The organism is Sutcliffiella cohnii (assembly GCF_002250055.1).
GTDB lineage: Bacteria > Bacillota > Bacilli > Bacillales > Bacillaceae_I > Sutcliffiella > Sutcliffiella cohnii.
In genome coordinates this window covers 3,515,947-3,537,260 of sequence record NZ_CP018866.1, presented here as the reverse complement: position 1 = coordinate 3,537,260, position 21,314 = coordinate 3,515,947, and the positions used below count along the sequence as shown (strand labels likewise).

Annotated in this window: 21 protein-coding genes; 15 read left to right on the top strand and 6 right to left on the bottom strand. The window is 35.4% G+C overall.

The features are described 5' to 3' along the window. Positions 1–134 precede the first annotated feature (134 nt). Positions 135–1,073: a 1,4-dihydroxy-2-naphthoate polyprenyltransferase gene (locus BC6307_RS17655; RefSeq protein WP_066415602.1), complete on the bottom strand. Its 939-nt coding sequence runs from the start codon at positions 1,071–1,073 to the stop codon at positions 135–137. Between the two features lie 267 nt (positions 1,074–1,340). Here BC6307_RS17655 and BC6307_RS17650 point away from each other — a divergent pair, with 267 nt between their 5' ends. The 9 genes from BC6307_RS17650 to BC6307_RS17610 all read left to right on the top strand — a co-directional run bounded on the left by BC6307_RS17650 (position 1,341) and on the right by BC6307_RS17610 (position 12,042). Continuing rightward, entirely contained in the window at positions 1,341–2,741 is a 1,401-nt protein-coding gene (locus BC6307_RS17650) for an isochorismate synthase (RefSeq protein ID WP_066415599.1), read from the top strand. Further along, on the top strand, positions 2,725–4,482 hold the full coding sequence (menD, locus tag BC6307_RS17645) for a 2-succinyl-5-enolpyruvyl-6-hydroxy-3-cyclohexene-1-carboxylic-acid synthase (protein ID WP_066415597.1): 1,758 nt from the start codon (positions 2,725–2,727) through the stop codon (positions 4,480–4,482). Before BC6307_RS17650 ends, menD begins: the two co-directional genes overlap by 17 nt. After that, positions 4,482–5,294 carry a 2-succinyl-6-hydroxy-2,4-cyclohexadiene-1-carboxylate synthase gene (gene menH / locus BC6307_RS17640; RefSeq protein WP_066415595.1) on the top strand — a complete coding sequence of 271 codons (813 nt, stop codon included), beginning with the start codon at positions 4,482–4,484 and terminating at the stop codon, positions 5,292–5,294. Before menD ends, menH begins: the two co-directional genes overlap by 1 nt. 18 nt (positions 5,295–5,312) lie before the next feature. Further along, complete coding sequence (gene menB / locus BC6307_RS17635) at positions 5,313–6,131, top strand: 1,4-dihydroxy-2-naphthoyl-CoA synthase (RefSeq protein WP_066415593.1); 819 nt, start codon at positions 5,313–5,315, stop codon at positions 6,129–6,131. A 154-nt stretch (positions 6,132–6,285) separates the two neighbouring features. After that, complete coding sequence (locus BC6307_RS17630) at positions 6,286–7,755, top strand: o-succinylbenzoate--CoA ligase (RefSeq protein WP_066415592.1); 1,470 nt, start codon at positions 6,286–6,288, stop codon at positions 7,753–7,755. Between the two features lie 287 nt (positions 7,756–8,042). Then, positions 8,043–8,975: a metal ABC transporter solute-binding protein, Zn/Mn family gene (locus tag BC6307_RS17625; RefSeq protein WP_094366161.1), complete on the top strand. Its 933-nt coding sequence runs from the start codon at positions 8,043–8,045 to the stop codon at positions 8,973–8,975. A 91-nt stretch (positions 8,976–9,066) separates the two neighbouring features. Then, the gene (locus BC6307_RS17620) at positions 9,067–9,813 is read left to right on the top strand and encodes a metal ABC transporter ATP-binding protein (RefSeq protein ID WP_066415590.1); all 747 of its coding nucleotides are present in this window, start codon (positions 9,067–9,069) and stop codon (positions 9,811–9,813) included. Between the two features lie 10 nt (positions 9,814–9,823). After that, the gene (locus tag BC6307_RS17615; protein ID WP_066415587.1) at positions 9,824–11,158 is read left to right on the top strand and encodes a metal ABC transporter permease; all 1,335 of its coding nucleotides are present in this window, start codon (positions 9,824–9,826) and stop codon (positions 11,156–11,158) included. After that, entirely contained in the window at positions 11,155–12,042 is an 888-nt protein-coding gene (locus BC6307_RS17610) for a metal ABC transporter permease (RefSeq protein ID WP_066415585.1), read from the top strand. Before BC6307_RS17615 ends, BC6307_RS17610 begins: the two co-directional genes overlap by 4 nt. Before the next feature lie 37 nt (positions 12,043–12,079). On the opposite strand, the gene BC6307_RS17605 is transcribed toward BC6307_RS17610, so the two are convergent. Next, positions 12,080–12,247, bottom strand: a complete 168-nt coding sequence (locus BC6307_RS17605) for a DUF1540 domain-containing protein (RefSeq protein WP_084380401.1) — start codon at positions 12,245–12,247, stop codon at positions 12,080–12,082. A gap of 264 nt (positions 12,248–12,511) precedes the next feature. Here BC6307_RS17605 and BC6307_RS17600 point away from each other — a divergent pair, with 264 nt between their 5' ends. Next, on the top strand, positions 12,512–13,435 hold the full coding sequence (locus BC6307_RS17600; RefSeq protein ID WP_066415583.1) for a CobW family GTP-binding protein: 924 nt from the start codon (positions 12,512–12,514) through the stop codon (positions 13,433–13,435). Positions 13,436–13,798: 363 nt separating this feature from the next. Continuing rightward, the gene (locus BC6307_RS17595) at positions 13,799–15,127 is read left to right on the top strand and encodes a S8 family serine peptidase (protein WP_066415581.1); all 1,329 of its coding nucleotides are present in this window, start codon (positions 13,799–13,801) and stop codon (positions 15,125–15,127) included. A gap of 107 nt (positions 15,128–15,234) precedes the next feature. On the opposite strand, the gene BC6307_RS17590 is transcribed toward BC6307_RS17595, so the two are convergent. Both BC6307_RS17590 and BC6307_RS17585 read right to left on the bottom strand, forming a co-directional pair. Further along, positions 15,235–16,455: a metal ABC transporter solute-binding protein, Zn/Mn family gene (locus BC6307_RS17590; RefSeq protein ID WP_066415579.1), complete on the bottom strand. Its 1,221-nt coding sequence runs from the start codon at positions 16,453–16,455 to the stop codon at positions 15,235–15,237. 76 nt (positions 16,456–16,531) lie between these two features. Further along, on the bottom strand, positions 16,532–17,305 hold the full coding sequence (locus BC6307_RS17585) for a GTP-binding protein (protein ID WP_066415577.1): 774 nt from the start codon (positions 17,303–17,305) through the stop codon (positions 16,532–16,534). Positions 17,306–17,511: 206 nt separating this feature from the next. Here BC6307_RS17585 and BC6307_RS17580 point away from each other — a divergent pair, with 206 nt between their 5' ends. After that, entirely contained in the window at positions 17,512–18,078 is a 567-nt protein-coding gene (locus BC6307_RS17580) for a beta-class carbonic anhydrase (protein WP_066415575.1), read from the top strand. Here the strand turns inward: BC6307_RS17580 and yidD are convergent. Further along, positions 18,075–18,302 carry a membrane protein insertion efficiency factor YidD gene (gene yidD, locus BC6307_RS17575; protein WP_066415574.1) on the bottom strand — a complete coding sequence of 76 codons (228 nt, stop codon included), beginning with the start codon at positions 18,300–18,302 and terminating at the stop codon, positions 18,075–18,077. The two genes, BC6307_RS17580 and yidD, sit on opposite strands and share 4 nt — an antisense overlap. A 136-nt stretch (positions 18,303–18,438) precedes the next feature. Here yidD and BC6307_RS17570 point away from each other — a divergent pair, with 136 nt between their 5' ends. From BC6307_RS17570 to BC6307_RS17560, 3 genes are all read left to right on the top strand, one after another. Continuing rightward, entirely contained in the window at positions 18,439–18,912 is a 474-nt protein-coding gene (locus tag BC6307_RS17570; protein ID WP_066415571.1) for an S-ribosylhomocysteine lyase, read from the top strand. 177 nt (positions 18,913–19,089) lie between these two features. Then, a complete protein-coding gene (locus BC6307_RS17565) occupies positions 19,090–20,091 on the top strand; it encodes a permease (RefSeq protein ID WP_066415569.1) in 1,002 nt (333 codons plus the stop codon). A gap of 14 nt (positions 20,092–20,105) precedes the next feature. Further along, positions 20,106–21,044 (top strand): TIGR03943 family putative permease subunit, encoded by a 939-nt coding sequence (locus BC6307_RS17560; RefSeq protein ID WP_066415567.1) that lies wholly within the window; start codon positions 20,106–20,108, stop codon positions 21,042–21,044. 101 nt (positions 21,045–21,145) lie between these two features. Here the strand turns inward: BC6307_RS17560 and ytzI are convergent, their stop codons facing one another. Further along, positions 21,146–21,301, bottom strand: coding sequence for a YtzI protein (gene ytzI / locus BC6307_RS17555; RefSeq protein WP_084380395.1), 156 nt, complete (start codon positions 21,299–21,301; stop codon positions 21,146–21,148). Between the last annotated feature and the right edge of the window lie 13 nt (positions 21,302–21,314).

The following is a 21,314-nucleotide window of genomic DNA, read 5'->3' as shown; positions in this document are numbered from 1 at the left end:
TTAAATCTCCTTCCTCCGATTACGAAGTGAAAGCAATTTTCACCATCTATTTGTATTATGAACGGAATGGAAGAAATAATGATTGGCAATATGTGAGTAAAAAATAAAAAAGACTGCAGGCAGTCCTTTAAAAATTATACGAAATATCCAATTAATAAACCAATACATACTAAAAACCCAAAGATTGTATTCGTTTTTGCAGTAGCTACCATTGCTGGCATCATGCTCACATTGCTGTTATTTTTTTTGAATTCTGTGACGGCTGTAATAGGTTTTCGAACAGATAAGAAAATTAATAATGTCCAATATGAAATGAAACCAATTAAAACAAAGGATACGATTAAGGCGAAAGAAATAATAAACATTCCCGCAAGGACCTTAATAGCATTGTCTCGACCAACTAGAATTGCTAATGTTTTACGACCGTTTTCTTTATCTCCATCTAAATCACGAATATTATTTGAAAGTAAAATAGCACCGACTAATATGGAAGCTGGAATAGAAACAAGTACTGCTGTAGTACTTACTGTTCCCGTTTGAATAAAGTAGGAAATGGCAATAATTCCAAATCCCATAAAGAAGCCTGATACAATTTCGCCAAATGGAGTGTAAGCTATTGGAAGAGGCCCACCTGTATATAGGTAGCCTACAATCATGCAAACTGTTCCAATTGCTGCAATCCACCATGTAGTTTCCATACAAATATAAACACCTAAAAGTACTGCTATACCATAGAATGTCAGAGCAATCGTCATGACCGTTTTAGGTGATATACCTTCTCGAACGATGGCTCCCCCAATACCGACAGAGTTCTCGTTATCTAATCCTCTTTTAAAATCATAATATTCATTAAACATATTCGTTGCAGCCTGAATGAGTAAGCTTGCAATTAGCATAGCTAAATATAATGGCCAATGGAGTGAAGTATCGTACATTGCTAAAACAGCACCAATCGTTACCGGAACAAAAGCAGCTGTTAATGTATGTGGACGCATTAAGTTCCACCATACTCTCCAACGCCTATTCGGTTGCATCATATTTGGTGTATTAGTTTGAATTGTTTGTGATTGCATTGTTGTTCCTCCTTCCCCAATATGGAGGTGAATGTTTTTTTGCATAACGTATAAATTATAAATACAGTTTAAGTTTAAGTAAAGGTTTAATTAGTGTCAACGATTAAGTAGAAGAAACAAAGGGAACGTTTGGAAAACATACATTTATATAGAAGAAAAAAGTTGAAAGCGGTTCATTTTATTGACATAAAAGTAATGACAGGTGTATCTTAAAAGGAGTGATTAAGAGACTTTTGTCTTACGGTTAAAGTTTTTGGGGGGAGCAAATTGGTTACGTTACAGAAGAGCAAGTGGAAACATTTTTGGAACGGCTGGGATTCATTAAATAGAAGCAAAGAAGTTTTATATAGTTATACAAAGAAAATAAGTGAAATTAATCCCCTACAATTCTTCCACAATGGAAGTGCTAATTTTAAAGGTCAACGCTTTTTTTGGACAAATAGAGCACGTAATGAAATGATTGTGGGCTTAGGAATTACGTTGCAATTTAGTTCAAATGAAAATGGAAAAGAAAGATATCTTGAAATCGAAAAAAGATGGAAGCAAATTGTTGCTAATTCTTTTTGTCATTCTCCGAATTCACATATTGGACCATATATGTTTGGAGGGTTTTCATTTGACCCTAAGAGAGAGCGGACACCGTTATGGGAAAAGTTCGCGCATACGGAATTTGTATTACCGACCGTTATGCTTACCATAAAAGACGATGAAGCATTTTTAACGTATAATTTTTTTACAGATACGTCGAAGGAAAAGGTAAATCAAACTCTTTTGCTTGAGGAAGCCTTATTAAAGGATGGAACGCATTCTTACGGCTCTTCTGAACTCTCTTCCTTTTTGGAAATGGATCCTATAGAGTGGAAGCAATCTATAGAAGAAGTGAAGCGAAGAATTGTAGCTGGTCATATGGATAAGGTGGTCCTTGCAAGAGAATTAAGGACGAAATTTCTTGATTCAATAAATGTTGAAAGTGTACTAAGTATTCTACTAGAAGAACAACCAAGCTGTTATGTATTTGCATTTGAACGCGAGGATAATTGCTTTATTGGGGCAAGTCCAGAACAATTGGTTCAAAAAGAAAGTGAGATAGTAAAGTCGATGTGTTTAGCTGGATCGATTGCACGAGGAAAAACAATAGCTGAGGATGAAAATTTAGGAGATACGCTACTATCAGACAGTAAAAACCTACAAGAGCACGATTTTGTCGTACAAATGATTAGTAACTCGCTTAAGGCAGTATGTCAACAAGTAACAACAGGTGATCGTCCTAAATTGTATAAATTAAAGCACATCCAACATCTATTTACATCTGTGATAGGGGAGCTAAAGGATGACGTGTCCATATTTCAACTAATTGAAAGGCTTCACCCAACACCTGCACTTGGTGGCTACCCGAAAGAGATATCATTAGAAACGATAAGAGAGGTAGAAGTGCTTGACCGTGGATGGTATGCAGGTCCAATCGGCTGGATGAATTTGAAGGGTGATGGCGAGTTTGCTGTTGCCATACGTTCTGCTCTCCTACAAGAGAAGGAAGCTTCCTTATTTGCAGGTTGTGGAATTGTAGAAAACTCTGATCCAGAGAGTGAATATGAAGAAACTAGAATTAAATTTAAACCGATGCTATCGGCTTTAGGAGGCATCCGTCATCATGACAGCAACGAGTGAGTTAACTTATTATATTGGAGCCTTTGTGGATGAGCTCGTGAAAAGCGGTGTTAACGAAGTAGTTATTAGTCCAGGTTCACGTTCAACACCTATAGCCATCATGATGGCTGAACATCCCAATTTAAATATTAAAGTTTTAATCGATGAACGGTCAGCAGCATTTTATGCATTAGGACTTGCCAAAGTAACTGGAAAGGCAGTTGCACTTTTATGTACTTCAGGTACAGCTGCAACTAACTACTACCCAGCAATTGTTGAAGCGTATTACTCGAGAATTCCGCTAGTAGTTATTACAGCAGACCGACCGCATGAACTGAGAGACGTTGGTGCTCCGCAAGCAATTGATCAAATAAAACTTTATGGTGATTACGCAAAGTGGTTTGTAGAAATGTCACTACCATCAGAAGACAAGGGAAAACTACAGTATGTGAGGACTGTTGCAGCTAGAGCAACCGGGACAGCACTTGCAGCACCATCAGGTCCAGTACATTTAAATTTCCCTTTAGCTGAGCCACTTGTACCAGATTTAAGTTTAGAAAATATTTGGACAAGACATCATGAAAAAGTGCTCTCCATTATGGAAAATAATTTAGGTAAATTAACAATTACGGAATCTGAAGCTATAAAAATTTCAACACTGCTGTCCGAAAACAAGAAAGGTGTTATTGTTTGTGGTGAAATAAAAGATGACGAGCACCTGCGTGCCCAAATTGTAGCACTTGCAGAAAAATTACAATACCCAATCTTAGCTGATCCACTTTCTCAATTAAGAAGTGGAGTACATCGTAAACAAGTCATTGTAGAAGGATACGATGCTTTTTTACGAGGTGAACATGCTCTACAGGAACTTAAGCCTGAAGTGATTATTCGCTTCGGTTCGATGCCTGTTTCTAAGTTTTTAAGCTTATACATAAAAAAGACTGACTGTTTACAGTTAATTGTAGATGGAGATGGTACGTGGCGGGACCCAACGTTACAAGCTACCCATATCATTCATAGCGACGAAGCTTTATTTTGTGAGGCGATTTTGCCAAAATTACCAGTAGTAAATGAGCAGGCTGATTGGTTAAATAAATTTTTATTAATAAATGAAACAACAAAAAAGGTGTTAACCAATCATTTAGATGATGTTCCACTATTTGAAGGAAAAGTAATCTCACAATTACAGCAAATCTTACCGGCTTCTTCTTGCTTATTTGTTGGTAATAGTATGCCAATTCGTGATTTAGATACTTTCTTCTTCACAAATAATAAACGTATAAAATTACTTGCTAACAGAGGAGCGAACGGAATAGATGGCGTTGTTTCTTCTGCATTGGCAGCAAGCTCTGTTCATGAACATACTGTTTTAGTCATTGGTGATTTGTCCTTCTATCATGATATGAATGGATTACTCGCTGCAAAATTATTAAATTTAAATATTACCATCGTATTAATTAATAATAACGGTGGCGGGATATTTTCCTTCCTCCCTCAGTCGAAAGTGGAAAAGCATTTTGAAGCGTTATTTGGTACCCCTACCGATTTACCTTTTGGACATGCTGTTGCTCTTTACAATGGTCAATACGACAAAGTCGAAAATTGGCAGGATTTCCACGAAAAAATGGAGCACGCTTTTTCGACTAAAGGACTGAACGTTATTGAAGTTTCGACAAATCGATTGGAAAATGAGCAGCTTCATCGAAAAATGTGGGAAAATGTTTCCCGGGAAATCCAACTGTCAAGAAAGAAGGAATTTTGATGAAAATAAGAGATGTCGAATATTTTGTTCGAACAATTGGTAATGGGCCAAAACATCTCCTATTTCTTCACGGTTTTACTGGACAACATAGTAATTGGAGTAAAATAATTGATCATTTTAACGATAAATCAAAATTTACATTTATACTAGTAGATTTACTAGGGCATGGTAAAAGCGAGTCTCCACTTCCTCATCACCGTTATTCAATGGAACACACACTGGAGGATTTAAAGGAGATTATCGAGTCTTTAGGGTATAATAAGGTAACAGTTGTAGGGTATTCTATGGGAGGCAGGATTGCTTTATCTTTCGCGAATCGTTATCCACACTTAGTTAATAAACTTGTTTTAGAAAGCGCGTCTCCTGGACTTCGAACAGAGATAGAAAGAAAAGATAGAGTAGTACAAGATGAATTACTAGCTTTAAAAATTGAAAATAATGGGTTAGATTCGTTTGTCGATTTCTGGATGAATATCCCTTTATTCGCATCTCAAAAACAATTTTTAGACGATGAAAAATGGGAAGCTATTCGTAAGCAAAAATTGCAAAATAATGAAAAGGGTCTCGCAAATAGTTTGCGTGGAATTGGCACAGGTTGCCAACCACCTTTATGGGACCACCTTCCCCTTCTTTCGCTTCCAGTTTTAATCCTAACAGGAGAACTTGACCAGAAGTTCGTAAAAATAGGGAAAGAAATGAATGCTTTGTTACCAAATGCAACTTTTTATAAATTTTTAGAAGCAGGACATGCAATTCATGTGGAACAAGCCGAAAAATTTGGTAAAATAGTAAGTGAGTTTTGTCGAAATTAAGTTAGAGGAGGAAGAGTAATGGCAATTGAATGGGTAACAGAACGTGAGTATGAAGATATTTTATATCAAACATATAATGGAATTGCAAAGATCTCTATTAACAGACCAGAAGTACATAACGCATTCCGTCCGAAAACAGTACATGAGCTAATTGATGCATTTTCTCGCGCTAGAGACAACGCAGATGTTGGTGTAATTATTTTATCTGGTGAAGGCGGCAAGGCATTCTGTTCAGGTGGCGACCAAAAAGTACGTGGACATGGTGGATATGTTGGAGAAGATGAAATTCCTCGTCTAAATGTCCTTGATTTACAACGTTTAATACGGGTAACACCTAAACCAGTTGTTGCGATGGTTGCTGGTTATGCAATTGGTGGGGGACATGTACTCCACATCGTTTGTGACTTAACGATTGCTGCTGATAATGCTGTCTTTGGACAAACAGGACCTAAAGTTGGTAGCTTTGATGCCGGTTACGGTTCAGGATATTTAGCTCGCATCGTAGGTCATAAAAAAGCTCGTGAGATTTGGTACTTATGCCGCCAATATAACGCACAAGAAGCGTTAGATATGGGCTTAGTAAATACTGTTGTTCCTCTAGAGGAATTAGAAGCAGAAACTGTTAAATGGTGTGAAGAAATGTTAGAGAAAAGTCCAACAGCTCTTCGTTTCTTAAAAGCTGCATTCAATGCAGACACAGATGGTTTAGCTGGTATTCAGCAATTTGCTGGAGATGCTACTCTTCTTTACTACACGACTGACGAAGCAAAAGAAGGTCGAGATGCCTTTAAAGAGAAGAGAAAACCAGACTTTGGACAATTCCCACGTTTCCCTTAATATTAAGGAAAAGTTAGGATGTCTCTTAAACTTAAGGGTTTAAGAGGTATCCTTCTTTTATTTCTGGATTCTAAACAAAGTTTGTTTGAATGGGCTATTTCAAGTGTATATGCTTACATTCATGAATTGCCCCGTATGAAAGGAAGGGATTTTTATGGAATTGGTACTACCCAATTTTCTAGAAAAAAGGGCCCAAATATCACCTGCAAAAATGGCAATTAAGACTGAAACGAGTAGCATAACGTTTGAGCAACTATTTACACGCAGTAAAGAATTAGCATATAAAATAGCATCATTTGGAATACGAAAAGGAGATTATGTCTCCATTTATATGGAAAACAGTTTAAATCTAATGGAACTAATCTTTGCTTTAAAAAATATTGGCTGTATTACTGTTTTACACAATACTCGATTAACAGTTGAAGAGTTAACATATCAAGTAAAGGATTCTGATTCGAAAATAATCATAACGGATGAGGAGAAATGTTCGCTATTACAAGAACCTTGGAATCATTCCTTTGTATACTCCTTTTCAACCATTGACAATACTGTGAAATATGAAGAGGTTCCAATACAACACGAATTTAACCTTTCTGATACAGATACTATCATGTATACATCAGGAACAACCGGTTTTCCAAAAGGGGTAAAACAGACTTACGGTAATCATTATTGGAGTGCGACAGCATCCGCTTTAAATTTAGGGATAAGAGAAGATGATTGTTGGCTAATTGCAGTTCCATTATTTCATATAAGTGGACTTTCTATTTTGATGCGCGGTGTGATTTATGGAATGGAGGTTGTCTTACATACTAAATTTGATCCGAAAAAAGTAAATAAAGCTATTCGGTCGGAAAAAGTGACAATTATATCTGTTGTCACGACTATGCTTTCCAAATTAGTTGACGAATTAGGGGAAGAGAGCTATCCAACGTCCTTTCGATGTATGTTAGCTGGAGGCGGTCCTGTTCCTTTATCAATGTTGGAAAGATGTCATGAAAAAAACATACCAGTCGTTCAAACTTATGGCATGACGGAAACATGCTCACAAATTGTTACATTATCTGCAACGGATGCAATATCCAAAGTCGGTTCTAGTGGAAAAGCGTTATTTCCTTGTCAATTAAAAATTGTTGTAGACGGCGTCGAACAGGGCCCAAATTCTCCTGGAGAAATTGTAGTAAAAGGTCCTAATGTGACAACAGGTTATCTCCATCGTGCTAGTTTTGAAGATGGATGGTTATATACAGGAGATATTGGCTATCTAGATGATGAAGGTTTTTTATATGTCTTAGATAGAAGAAGTGATTTAATCATATCAGGTGGGGAAAATATATATCCAGCCGAAATTGAAAGTGTGCTTCAATCTCATCCTGATGTTATAGACTCGGGTGTTACGGGTGTCGAAGATGAAAAATGGGGCGAAGTTCCAAACGCTTTTGTCGTTTTAAAGTCAGGTGCCAAAACGACGAAAGAAGACATCATGAACTTTTTATACGATAGACTTGCGAAATATAAAATACCGAAACGAATTATGTTTGTAGATACATTACCACGTAATGCGACAAATAAATTACAAAGAAGAAAATTAAAAGATCTACTACATCAAAACGGAGCTAACTAGTTGAACACTATGTTAGCTTTTTTTCTTTGTATAAAAGCTATATTAAAAAGTAAAAAAATAAATCAACTTTTCAAAAAAATATATTGACAAAAGTTTGCTCAAGGTTTAATTTTTGTATTAGGGAAACTTTTTGTGATATAGTCTAAAAAAATGCATATAATCAAATAAGTGTTTGCACCACATAAAAAAGACTGCATACATTAATTTTAGCTTATGTCTTTTTTTACATTATTTTTTGCCTTAAGGAAACTTTTATATCCTAATACAAAAAAGGGGAGTTAGGGAAAATGAATCTTATTAAAAAGTTTTTAGTAATATCCGTAGTTGGTTGCATGTTACTATTCGTAGGTTGCTCATCAAATAACACAAGCTCTGAGGAAAGAAATGAAATTCACGTAACAACTACAATTGCACAAATTGCAGATGTTGTTAAAAATGTTGGAGGAGAAAAAGTTAAAGTTGAATCATTAATGGGCCCTGGTATTGACCCACATGCATATAATGCTTCTCAAGGTGATATTTCGAAACTAAGTAATGCTGACATTATTTTTTATAATGGTTTAAATTTAGAAGGAAAAATGGGAGAAATATTTAAAAATATGGAAAAAGACAAACCTACTATTGCAGTAGCGGAAACGATACCTGCACATTTATTGTTAGAGGATGAAGAAGAGGCTGGTATGCCTGATCCTCACGTGTGGTTTGATATAAACTTATGGATTCATGTAGTGGAAGCTATTAAAGAAGAGCTTATTAAGCTTGATAACGATAATAAAGAGTTTTATGAAAAAAATGCGGATAGCTATATAGCTGAAATAACGGATTTACACGAATGGGCAATAGAAGAAATAAAATCGATCCCTGAAGAGAGTAGAGTATTAATTACAGCTCATGACGCTTTTCAATATTTCGGTAGTGCGTATAGCATTGAAGTAATGGGCTTACAAGGATTAAGTACAGATGCTGAATATGGCTTGCACGATGTTCGTGAATTAATCGAGGTTATTACAACACGCAATATAAAAGCAGTTTTTGTAGAAAGTAGTATATCCGATGAATCTATAAGATCTGTTGTGGAAGGTGCAAAAAGCAGAGGCCATGAAGTAGTTATAGGTGGAGAACTATACTCAGATGCAATGGGAGATGCTGGAACAGAAGAAGGAACGTATATAGGAATGTTTAAACATAATATAAGAACCATTGTAGATGCACTTAAATAATATGGGAGGAGTGGGTATTTGAGAAATTGTATGTCAAATGCCCATCCTTCTTAATTGTTTCATTAACGTTAAGGATGTGAAGAAAAATATTATGGACCCATTAAAAGTGGAAAATTTAACTGTTGCGTATAATCGAAAACCTGTTTTAAAAGAAGTAAGCTTTTCGATTCCTGAAGGAAAGCTAATTGGAATAATAGGTCCAAACGGTGCCGGAAAATCTACTTTAATAAAAGCAATACTGGAATTAATTCCGAGAGCAACAGGGCATGTAACTATATACGATAGGCAATATAAAAGTCAAAGAAAATTAATTGGTTATGTACCGCAAAGAGGCTCTGTTGATTGGGATTTCCCAACAAATGCCTTAGATGTAGTATTAATGGGGAGATATGGGCATATCGGTTGGTTTAAGAGGCCAAACAAAAAGGACATTGCTTATGCTCTTGAATGCCTTGATAAAGTTGGAATGAAAGAATATGCTAAACGTCAAATTAGCCAACTTTCAGGAGGTCAGCAACAGAGAGTGTTTCTTGCTAGAGCGTTAGCACAAGATGCTAGCATCTATTTTATGGATGAACCGTTTGTAGGGGTAGATGCAGCAACGGAGAAGGCAATCATTACAATTTTAAATGAATTAAAAGAACAAGGGAAAACAGTACTAGTCGTACATCATGACTTACAAACTGTTAAAGAATATTTTGACTGGGTATTACTTCTAAACTTACGTAAAGTAGCACTAGGACCTACTAATGAAGTCTTTACAATTGAAAATTTACAAAAAACATATGGTGGGAGATTAGCGTTTTTAGATCAAAATAATACGCTAATCGAACAGTAGGGGTGAAAATATGGATTTCCTCTTACAAATGCTTCAAGATCCCAATGTACAATGGGTATTAATTGGTACGTCCTTGTTAGGTATCGCCAGTGGTGTTTTAGGTAGTTTTGCTTTACTAAGAAAGCAAAGCTTATTAGGAGATGCGATGGCCCATGCCGCTTTGCCTGGTATTTGTATTGCATTTCTTATTTATGGGGCTAAGTCTATGTCGTGGTTTATGATTGGTGCCGCCTTATCTGGTTTAATAGGTACTTATTGTATTCAAGCGATAATTAAGCACTCGAGAATTAAGGAAGATACAGCGATTGGATTAGTATTAAGTGTGTTTTTCGGATTAGGAATTACGTTATTAACTTACATTCAACAGCTAGGTAAAGGGAATCAAGCAGGCTTAGATTCTTTCATTTTTGGGCAGGCAGCTTCAATTGTAGGCAGTGATGTAAACATTATAACAACTGTTTCTATAATTCTTATAGCAACTACCATTCTATTATTCAAAGAATTAAAGTTAATAACTTTTGATGCACAATTTGCACAAGGAATTGGGTTACCTGTTAAATGGCTAAATGGCTTATTAATGACTTTAATTGTCTGTGCGGTAGTGATTGGTCTTCAAGCAGTTGGAGTTGTTCTAATGGCGGCGATGTTAATTACTCCGGCAATTTCTGCAAGGTATTGGACAGAAAGGCTAGATTATATGGTTATTATTTCAGGAGTCATTGGAGGTGTGTCTGGAGTAATAGGAACCCTTCTTAGTACCCTAACTAGAGGAATGCCTACCGGGCCATTAATTATTCTAGCAGCAACTATGATGTTTTTGTTTTCCTTATTATTTGGTGTAAAAAGAGGAGTGCTATTCCAAGCATATAAACTATTAATGGTCAGAAAACAAGTTGTACTAGAAAACATCCTAACTAGTTTATATAATGAGACAGAAAAATCATTAGCTTCTTCCAATTGTATAGGTGTTGTTAATATTAAAGAGAGTGAAAACTCCTTATTCACTCCTTTTATTTATAAAAGATTAATGAAGGAAAAATTAATTTCTATAGACGAAAACTATCAAATTTATTTAACCGAAAAAGGGTTATTTATAGCGCATGAAATTGTGTTAAAAGAAAGATTATTAGATATGTATTTAATGAATGAAAGTCAATTTCCAGAATTAAATTGGCGAGAAAGTGGATATAATGTGCTCAACGAACCAAAAGAATTAATACAACAGCTAACACATTTACTCAAAGAATTCGGAAGAGAACCGATTGCCTTATCACTATATCAATTAAAAAATAGTAAAGAACGAAACTACCAAATGATAAGCAAAAGGGAGGCAGGACATTCATGACGTACGAAGCATGGATTATCGTAACTGGTTCTCTCGTCGGTATTACTTGTGGTATTACTGGATGCTTTCTAATTTTAAGAAAGATGGCTATGTTAGCAGATGCAATTAGTCACACTGTTTTACTTGGAATCGTAGCAGCGTATTTGGTTAGCAGTAGTATGGAAGGAATCTATATGTTTGCTGGTGCTATAATTGTTGGTTTGTTAACAGCATTTTTTGTACAGCTCCTCCATTCCTCAGGAGTTCAATCAGATGCTGCAATAGGGGTAGTCTTTACTTCCTTATTTGCACTTGGAGTAGTACTAATCTCTCTTTATGCTGGCAGAATTCATTTAGATGTGGATCATGCTCTAATGGGTGAGATTGCCTTCGTACCGTGGAATACTTGGGAAATAGGTGGAGTGGATTTAGGACCAATAGCAGTTTGGATGTTAGGGATAGTTCTTTTCATTAACCTCACTTTAATCGTAATTTTCTATAAGGAATTAAAAATAACCTCGTTTGATCCTGAAATGGCAACAGCGATTGGAATTCCGGTTATGTTTATTCATTACGTACTGATGGGAATGCTTTCTATAACAACCGTTGCTTCTTTTGATAGCGTTGGTGCTATACTAGTTGTTGCTATGTTAATAGCCCCTGGAGCAAGTGCATATTTATTAACAGATAGACTAAGTATTATGTTACTACTAAGTGCTTTACTTGGTGTTTTAGCAGCAGGTTTAGGGTATTACGCAGCATCTATTTTAAATGTGTCTATTTCAGGTTCAATGGCAACAATGGCAGGGATTCTTTTTGTTTTATGCTTTTTCTTCTCCCCGAAACATGGGATATTTATTAAATGGTTAGTTCGTAAAAAATTCGTTCAATCGAGCTCCAATTAAGAGCAGTTCCAGTGTAAATCTGGAACTGCTACTTTTTTTACATGCTAGTGCTTGGTTCAAATGTTTTACAATCCGTTTCCTTCGAATCAGATGCTTCAGTACCTCTATGTGATACAACATAAATGGCATCTGCATTACAAAGGTTTCCTTGTCCCCAATAGTGACAGTTTTTCACTTCACATAAAACTTCAACTTCTCTTCCCATTGTTGTGCCCCCTTTTTCAGAAGATACAACATTATTATGTATCGTCAAAAAGAAGATAATTCTGTTAATAAGTGGGAGTGCAAGGTGCATTTTCCTCAACGTGTCTTTTCATATTATACTCACCATTTATTTATTTCAGTGGTTATTCAAATATAACATAAATCGTAATTGTTACGCTTTATGTTATAATAAAGTATACAATAATGAGTATGAAAGCGATAAATGGGAATAACGATAATAGAGGGAAAAATAAGGAGGAAGGTCATGAAAAAGATACCTGTCTACGTTATTAGTGGATTTTTAGGTAGTGGAAAAACAACGGTTTTACTTCACATGATTAACCACTTCAAAAAGGAGAATAAACAGCCTGGCATTATATTAAATGAACTAGGAGATGAAAACGTAGAGAAACATCTCTTTAGTGAAGAAAAGATGATTGAACTTTTAAATGGCTGTATATGTTGTACGATCCAAGGTGATTTAAAGGGTACGCTCCAATCATTAAAAAATGAGCCCATTGATGTGTTACTAATTGAAGGAACCGGTGTAGCAAACCCGTTAGAAATCCGAGACATACTTTTTGATCCTCATTTTATTGATACGTTTGAGCTACAATCTATGATAAGTATCGTTGATGCAAGTCACTATTTAGAATATCAAAGCTTTTTTGCAAGTTCTAAAGAAATTAGAGCACTCCTTAAGGAACAGATTGAAGCTGCTTCCTTACTTATTATAAATAAAATTGACTTAGTATCTGAAAAAGAATTGAAAAAGGTAGAGAGAAAAATCTTACTTGAGATGAATCGAGATATTCCGATGTATCAGACGACTCATGGAGAAATTCCACTTGAAATATTGTTAGAAAAAAGGGTACATGTTGTAGAGGTGAGTGAACAAGATCACCATCATCACCATCATCACCATCATATTGAAGCAATAAAAATGAAGTGGGCTAAACCAATTACTCGCAAGCAGCTAGAAGAAAAGTTAAAGTCATTAGCAACGAAAGTAATTAGGGCAAAAGGGATTGTTTATTTAGATACGTCAAATGACTTATATGAATTTCAATACGCAGCTAAGCAATTATCTGTACATAAAATTAAGGAGAATGAATCACCTAAAATTATTTTAATCGGGAAAGATTTATCAAAGGAAGAAATAGAGAGGCTTTTTCAAGAGGAGAATTAAATGAAGCGTAAAAGAGTGTATATATCTCTTATACGCTTTTTTGCGTTTTTTAATAACATTCTACTTATTTTCAATAAAAAAAGAGTAGAAAAACCTATTTTGAATATTTTGAAAATTAGCGCTATCGGTTGACGCATTTTTCCTACTTATACAATAAAATAGGGTTGTCTAAGTTAAATAGACTTTTATTATAGGGAGGGAATGGAATGGCAAAGGTGTTGAAATCAATTTTTTCCGCAACATTAGTATTAATTTTAGCTTTTTCTTCATTAAGTTTTGGGAACACTTCCACAGTTAACGCATCACTTCATGAACAGCGACTGTTAGTAGTATTTCATTCAGTCGGAGAATTTACCTTCAAATGTGAATACACTTGTTTCAAAAGCAGGAGGACAAATTACATATGAAGTACCACAAATTGGTGTAATTGAAGTTGCAACAAATAATTCAGGAACTTTTCTAAAAGAAATGTTGAAAAATAAACAAGTGTTATCTATTGGACCTTCCGTAGAAGTAAATCTTGAATTACCTGAATTTGAAACAGATGGTAACGAGGTAGAAACAAACACTAATATTATCGAGAATATTTGGGAATCGGGTTATCAATGGGATATTGAGCAGGTGACAAACAATGGGGCTAGCCATAGTATTAATAAAGAGGGAAGAAGTGAAGTGGTTGTAGCTGTTATCGATACAGGATTTGATTTTAATCATCCGGATCTAGTTGCAAATGTTGATCTAGAAGGATCTAAAACATTCGTACCTGGGACAACTGACTCTTGGGATTGGAATAGTCATGGTACTCACGTAGCAGGTACAATTGGTGCTGATGGTAGAATGAAAGGGGTAGCACCTGGTGTTACATTACGTTCTTATCGAGTTTTTGGAGCTACCGGTGGGGCACAACAAATTTGGATTACGGATGCGATTATTGCTGCTGCAAATGACGGTGTCGATGTTATTAATATGAGCTTAGGTGGTACGCGACTTCTTGGTCAATGGTTCTATACAAATCCAAATACTGGTGAAAAAATAAGAGGTGGCAATAGCGCAGCAGATTATACAGCGTATACACGTGCAGTAAGATATGCTGTGAAAAAAGGGGCTACAGTAGTAGCATCCGCTGGAAATTCATCTTACGATTTAAGTAATCCTTCTAAAGTCGCGGAAAAAATAAATGAAGGCAGAACAGACGGTTGGGAAGCAAAAGGAGCAGTATTTTATGTACCTGCTCAAATACCAGGAGTAGTAACAGTTTCTTCTATTGGTGCTGGTTTTGGTACTGAAAATAGATTAGCGTACTATTCTAACTATGGAAACGGAGCTATTGATCTTGGGGCTCCAGGTGGAGACCTAGGTCCAAACAATCAAGGTGGAAGTAAACATTTAGTTTTAAGTGCAGTCCCAACGTATATGACATTTAATACAGCGAGAGGATTAGAAGCTAAAGCATTATTTGGAGAAGGCTATGGTTGGAAAGGTGGCACATCAATGGCTGCTCCTCAAGTTTCTGGAGCCGCGGCAGCGTACATCGCTAGTGTATTAGCGGATACGGGTAAAAAACCATCCCCAATGCAAGTACAAACACGTCTACAGCAAACTGCTGTTGATGCTGGAAAAAATGGGTATGATGAAATTTATGGTCATGGTATTGTAAATGCACACCAAGCGTTATTAAGAAATAAAAAATAAACGAAAGAAAAGGAAGGGGGATGTTACAATCCGCCTTCCTCTTCTTTCGTTGTTTAGGAAAAAATTTAATTCCTTTTGACCTGAGCGAGCCGCCTGCACTTTTCGTCTTAATTTAATGCTTTTCTTAATGTTTCAATATTCTTCCTCATGAGAGAAAAGTAATCTTCATTATTTTCTATATCTTCTTCGGTTAGCGCTTCAAGGTTATGCAGAGTCAATGCTTCTGCATTAATCTCTGTTCTAACCATTTCTGCTATTTTTCCAGTAATGTTTTGATCAAAAATAACGTATTTTATATCATTTTCTTGTGCTGTTTTAATAATTTCAGTTAATTGTCTTTGTGAAGGCTCATCTGTTGGGGATAATCCTGTCACACTGATTTGATTAATTCCGTAACGATGTTCCCAATATCCGTAAGCGGCATGTGAAACTAGTATGTTGTTTGTTGAAGCTGTTTGAACCATTTCATCAAACTCATTGTGTACTGCTTCTAATTCTTGTTTTAATTCATTAAAGTTACTCTCAAAAAATTCTGTTTGGTCAGGGTTTAAAGAAATAAGTGCGTCTTTAATATTTTCTGCTAATTGGATAGATAAAATAGGGTCAATCCAAATATGTGGATCGCCATCATGTGCGTGTGCATGATCATGGTCGTGACTTTCTTCTTGTGTCTCATGTTCATTGTCATGATCATGGTCGTGATCTTCTTCATGAGTATCATGATCATGGTTGTGGTCGTGATCCTCTTCATGAGCATCATGTTCATGATCGTGATCGTGGTCGTGATCTTCTTCATGAGCATCGTGATCATGGTCATGATCGTGGTCGTGATCTTCTTCATGAGCATCATGTTCATGATCGTGATCGTGGTCGTGATCTTCTTCATGAGCATCGTGATCATGGTCATGATCGTGGTTATGATCTTCTTCATGAGCATCGTGATCATGGTCATAGTCTAATAGTTCAATATCTTTACCAGCAGGAATAATCATAACTTTTTCGTTTTTTAATACATCTTTCATTTTGTCAGCAAAACCTTCTGCGCCTACACCTGAATAGATAAATACATCTGCTACAGCAATTTCACTTACAACACGTGTACTTGGCTCATACGTATGTGCATCTGCTCCAGGAGGATATACGGATTCAACATCAACAAATTCTCCACCAATTTTATTGGTAAAATCTTCAAGTGGATATATTGTAGTATATACCTTTATTTTATTATTAGTTTCAGTTGCATCGTTCGTTGTATTATTATTACTACAGCCAACAAGAGCTGTAAATATTAATAGTAAAAATGTAAAAACTATTGCTTTTATTTTCATATTACTCTCCCCGTTAATATATTTTTTATCCTTTGACATTATATCGTAATCGTTACGATTTGAGAACTATATTTTTTTATTCTTCTACGATAAATTTTGGTAATGGATCATGAAACGAACTCCAATCAAGCTTCATTTCCTCTTCAGTTAATAGACAGATGTCTAGAGAAGCTATCAAATCTGAATTATTCATTTCTACGCCAATGAAAACTAGTTCATTCTTTCGATCGCCATATATACTATCCCAGTCATCTAATAGTTCAGGCTCTTCGCGTAACGTTTGTTCTCTTTCTGTTTCGTTATAACTAGCCACCCATTCGCCAGCACCTTGAATCATAATGGATGCTCCTGCTTGTGATAGGAGTCCAGCCATGTTATTTCTCGTTGCAAGCCAAAAGAATCCTTTTGCTCTAACAATTTCGTCTGGCCAAGTTTCAGCATTAACGACTGTTACCATCGTATCTAGTCGACATTTGTTTGTTAAATCAATATTGAGCTCCTCATCGATGTAAGTAAATGTTTGTGCAACAGGAATCGGTTCGCTAATTCCTGAAGATTCAATGACAATATAATCTATATTTCCTTCCTCAACTAACCTATCTACTTCTTGCATTAAATCATCACGAAGAGTACAGCAAATGCAGCCATTTTGCATTTCTACTAATTTTTCTTCTGTTCTAGTAAAACCACCTTGTTGAATAAGAGTAGAATCGATATTAATTTCGCTCATATCGTTAACAATGACAGCGACTTTTAAACCTTCACGGTTATGTAAGAGGTGGTTCAGTAAGGTTGTTTTACCTGCCCCTAAATATCCACTTAAGACAGTAATTGGAATTCTTTTTTTCATTTCGTTCTCCTTTTATTAAACTATTAAATCAAAATCATTACGATTTAAAAAGTGTGTTTCTGCGCTTGAGTAATGAATATGATTAACTAATCGTAATTATTACGATTTACATTATGTATATTACTAAAAAAGATTGGCTTTGACAACAGTTTTATTTTATCATTTATTTTAGGGCTATGAAATTATTTGATTTAGAGGTGATTTAGTTGAAACTTTTAGAAGAAATTTTAGAACATAACAGTAATTTTGTTAGAAACAAAGAATATTTAAAATACGAAACAACTAAGTTTCCAAATAAGAAAGTTGTTGTACTTTCTTGTATGGACACTAGATTACTCGAATTACTACCAAGTGCACTAAACTTTAAGCATGGAGATATGAAAATCGTAAAAAATGCTGGTGCATTAGTTTCTCACCCATTCGGAAGTATTATGAGAAGCATATTAGTAGCAGTATACGAACTAAATGCAGATGAAGTAATGGTAGTAGGCCATCATGATTGTGGAATGGGAAGTATTAACGCAGATTCTATGATTCAAAAAATGAAAGATCGTGGAATTGCTGTAGAAAAAATTGAAGCATTAAAATATGCAGGTGTAGATATTAAGAGCTTCTTAAAAGGGTTTCAAAGTGTAGAAGAGAGTGTACGTGAAAGTGTGGATACTATTAATAACCATCCCCTACTTCCTTCTAACCTTCCTGTACATGGACTTGTCATTGATCCTCATACAGGAAAGTTAGATGTAGTAATAAATGGTTACGAATCCGATTAATTTTTTGCTTTCTTTTCAGGTACAGGATCCATACCACCTGGATGAAATGGGTGACATTTGAAAATTCTTTTTATAGTTAGCCAGCCACCTTTTAAAGCACCAAAACGTTGGATTGCTTCCATTCCATAATGAGAACACGTTGGATAAAAACGACATGTTGGTGGTTTTAGTGGGGAAATTACTTTTTGGTAAAATTTAATTAAAAGTAAGAAAAGCTGTTTCAAAAGCAGTCGCCTCCTACTATTATTATAGACTAAAACGATTAAAAGAGAAAAACTAATAATTCGGATTGTTTTAATCGGAATAAAAGTTTGTTATAATGTTAGAGATGTATTAAATTAAATGATAGGGGTGTTGTTCATGCCTTCAGTTGAAAGCTTTGAACTTGATCATAATGCTGTAAAAGCACCGTATGTTCGCCATTGTGGTGTACACAAAGTAGGTACAGACGGTGAAGTAAATAAATTTGATATTCGTTTTTGTCAACCAAATAAACAAGCGATGAAGCCAGACGTGATTCATACGTTAGAGCATTTATTAGCAATTAACATAAGAACACATGCTGAAAAATATAATCATTTTGATATAATTGATATTTCTCCGATGGGTTGCCAAACTGGTTACTATTTAGTAGTAAGTGGGGCACCAACAGTAGAAGAGGTTATCGATTTACTAGAAGCTACACTAACAGATGCGCTTGAAACAGAAATTGTTCCAGCTGCTACTGAAAAAGAGTGTGGGCAGGCGAAATTGCATGATTTAGAAGGTGCGAAACGATTAATGCGTTTCTGGTTATCACAAGATAAAATGGAATTAACAAAAGTTTTCGGTTAATGTAAAAAAACTGCCAAGTGGCAGTTTTTTTTATTCTATAATCAACTTTTCCATCTATTTCCCTTACTAATTTAATAAATATTTAAAAAGATATAAAAACGATATGATATAATACAAAAAATAACGCTTGGAAATTGATAAATACATTGTAAAAGTTATAAATATTTTTTTAAGGAGATGAATATGTTTAAAAAAGTTTGGAAAGAAGTTATTGGACTAGGATTAATCGGTCTGTTTTTATATTTATTTTTCTTTGTCGATTTAAAAGATTTAACATTTAATATTCCTGGACAATGGTTGAATGTTAATACCATCTTTTTAAGTATAGTATTAGAAGCAATCCCTTTTTTACTACTTGGAGTTTTTGCTTCTGCGCTCATTCAAACTTTTGTTTCGGAAGATACCATTAAAAGGTTTCTTCCTAAAAATGCGGTCGGTGCCATCATACCAGCTGCTATATTAGGGGTCATTTTTCCGATTTGTGAATGTGCGATAATTCCGGTTGTGCGGAGGCTAATAAAAAAAGGGATGCCGCTACACGTAGGAGTTGTCTTATTAGTTGGTGCTCCAATATTAAACCCCATCGTTGTACTCTCAACCTATTATGCTTTTAATGGCAATCCAACTATTTTGTATGGAAGATTTGGACTAGCGTTCTTTCTATCTATTATAATTGGACTCCTTATGCTTTTACTTTTTAAAAATAATAATCAATTACGCTGGACAAAAAATGAATTAATCGGTAGGCAAGAAATGGTGGAAGAAAAGCCACAAAATAAGTGGAAAACTACTTTCTATCATGCTAGTGATGAATTTTTCGAAATGGGTAAATACTTCATTATCGGTGCCTTTGTCGCTAGTTTATTTCAAACGTTTTTAGACCGTAGTCTTCTAACAGCTATTGGGTCTCATGAAATCTTTGGACCTGCTGTAATGATGGCATTTGCATATGTTCTGTCACTATGTTCCGAGGCAGACGCGTTTGTAGCTGCTTCATTTGGGTCCACTTTTTCTACCGGTTCCTTACTTGCGTTTTTAATTTACGGACCAATGATTGATCTGAAAAATACGGTCATGTTATTTGCGTATTTTAGAGTGAAATTCGTGCTAGTATTTATTGCAGTAGTTACGGTAGTGGTATTTTCTAGTATTCTAGTATTTCAACAAATTGTTCTTTAAGGAAGGTGAGAAAAGTGGAACAGAACAGGGACTATAGTTTTCATATTTATATACGAGGAATTATTCTTTTAGGATTTACATTGCTGTTTTTTAAATTAATTGTAAGTGGTGATATCATTAATTTTATTGCACCACGTATGATGCCGTTTATGTATTTTGCAGTTGCAGTGTTGTTCATATTAGGAATCCAACAAATTTGGAGAAGTGGTTCTAAAAAAATCGAAGAACTTGTGTGCAATTGTGGATTTGATCACGGAGGAAACTCTTCTCCAATTCAGTCTGTTTTAATCTATTCCCTATTTATCTTTCCTATTGTAACAGGGTTTATGTTCTCAGATAACATACTAGACAGCTCGATTATCGATAAAAGAGGTTTTACGAGCTCTAAGAAGCTTGCGGAGGAGCGCCAAGAGCAAATAGAGGAATTTGATACGTCAAGAGCGGAGCGGTATTTAGAAGATCCAGAAGCATACATGGAGTCGTTAGATGAACGGTTAAATGATGTTCCATTAGAGCATCCAGAAGGATTTGAAATAATAGAGCCACCTGAAGGGTTTTATGAGGAATTAAAAGTAGAGTTACTAAATTCTGATACGATTGTTGTCGATGATGACCGTTATATTCCGATTATGAATATTGTGGACATGTCCCCAGAAGAATTTGTAGGAAAGCGAATTGAGATGATTGGCTTCGTTTATAGGGAGCCTGATTTTACAGAAAATCAGTTTGTAGTAGCCCGTTTCGGCTTATCGTGTTGTGTAGCGGATGCTGGTGTATATGGGACTTTATCGAATATGCCTGGTGGACAAAACCTAGAGCTAGATGAATGGGTTAGTGTTTCAGGTGTTTTAGAAGTAATTGAATACAATGGATGGATTTTACCGTATATACAAGTAGATTCATTAGAAAAGATCGAACAGCCGAAAAATCCCTATATTTATGAATATTACTAAAAAAGTTGCGAATTGTATTCGCAACTTTTTTACGTTATTGTCTTAAAGCGTACCTCTAAAAAATTGGTTAGCATGCGGATACGGCAGCTACTGGAGATTTTCTATTTATTCCTTTGTTCACAATTATCATCTCGTAATTGGTCATCGTCTATAGGATCAACAGTATGTTCATATTTATATGCTTTATTTGTCGTAAGTAACGTTAGAAGCAAGACAACTATTACGATAACAATACATAGAATTAATATTTTTATCATGACATTCCTCCTC

What these genes read in the sequence shown, in the direction of transcription:
- BC6307_RS17620 (WP_066415590.1), top strand. Translation starts at nt 9,067, where the DNA reads ATGGACCCATTAAAAGTGGAAAATTTAACTGTTGCGTATAATCGAAAA.
- ytzI (WP_084380395.1), bottom strand. Translation starts at nt 21,301, where the DNA reads ATGATAAAAATATTAATTCTATGTATTGTTATCGTAATAGTTGTCTTG.
- BC6307_RS17655 (WP_066415602.1), bottom strand. Translation starts at nt 1,073, where the DNA reads ATGCAATCACAAACAATTCAAACTAATACACCAAATATGATGCAACCG.
- BC6307_RS17615 (WP_066415587.1), top strand. Translation starts at nt 9,824, where the DNA reads ATGGATTTCCTCTTACAAATGCTTCAAGATCCCAATGTACAATGGGTA.
- BC6307_RS17585 (WP_066415577.1), bottom strand. Translation starts at nt 17,305, where the DNA reads ATGAAAAAAAGAATTCCAATTACTGTCTTAAGTGGATATTTAGGGGCA.
- BC6307_RS17565 (WP_066415569.1), top strand. Translation starts at nt 19,090, where the DNA reads ATGAATATGTTTAAAAAAGTTTGGAAAGAAGTTATTGGACTAGGATTA.
- menD (WP_066415597.1), top strand. Translation starts at nt 2,725, where the DNA reads ATGACAGCAACGAGTGAGTTAACTTATTATATTGGAGCCTTTGTGGAT.
- BC6307_RS17625 (WP_094366161.1), top strand. Translation starts at nt 8,043, where the DNA reads ATGAATCTTATTAAAAAGTTTTTAGTAATATCCGTAGTTGGTTGCATG.
- BC6307_RS17570 (WP_066415571.1), top strand. Translation starts at nt 18,439, where the DNA reads ATGCCTTCAGTTGAAAGCTTTGAACTTGATCATAATGCTGTAAAAGCA.
- BC6307_RS17605 (WP_084380401.1), bottom strand. Translation starts at nt 12,247, where the DNA reads ATGGGAAGAGAAGTTGAAGTTTTATGTGAAGTGAAAAACTGTCACTAT.
- BC6307_RS17630 (WP_066415592.1), top strand. Translation starts at nt 6,286, where the DNA reads ATGGAATTGGTACTACCCAATTTTCTAGAAAAAAGGGCCCAAATATCA.
- menB (WP_066415593.1), top strand. Translation starts at nt 5,313, where the DNA reads ATGGCAATTGAATGGGTAACAGAACGTGAGTATGAAGATATTTTATAT.
- menH (WP_066415595.1), top strand. Translation starts at nt 4,482, where the DNA reads ATGAAAATAAGAGATGTCGAATATTTTGTTCGAACAATTGGTAATGGG.
- BC6307_RS17600 (WP_066415583.1), top strand. Translation starts at nt 12,512, where the DNA reads ATGAAAAAGATACCTGTCTACGTTATTAGTGGATTTTTAGGTAGTGGA.
- BC6307_RS17590 (WP_066415579.1), bottom strand. Translation starts at nt 16,455, where the DNA reads ATGAAAATAAAAGCAATAGTTTTTACATTTTTACTATTAATATTTACA.
- BC6307_RS17610 (WP_066415585.1), top strand. Translation starts at nt 11,155, where the DNA reads ATGACGTACGAAGCATGGATTATCGTAACTGGTTCTCTCGTCGGTATT.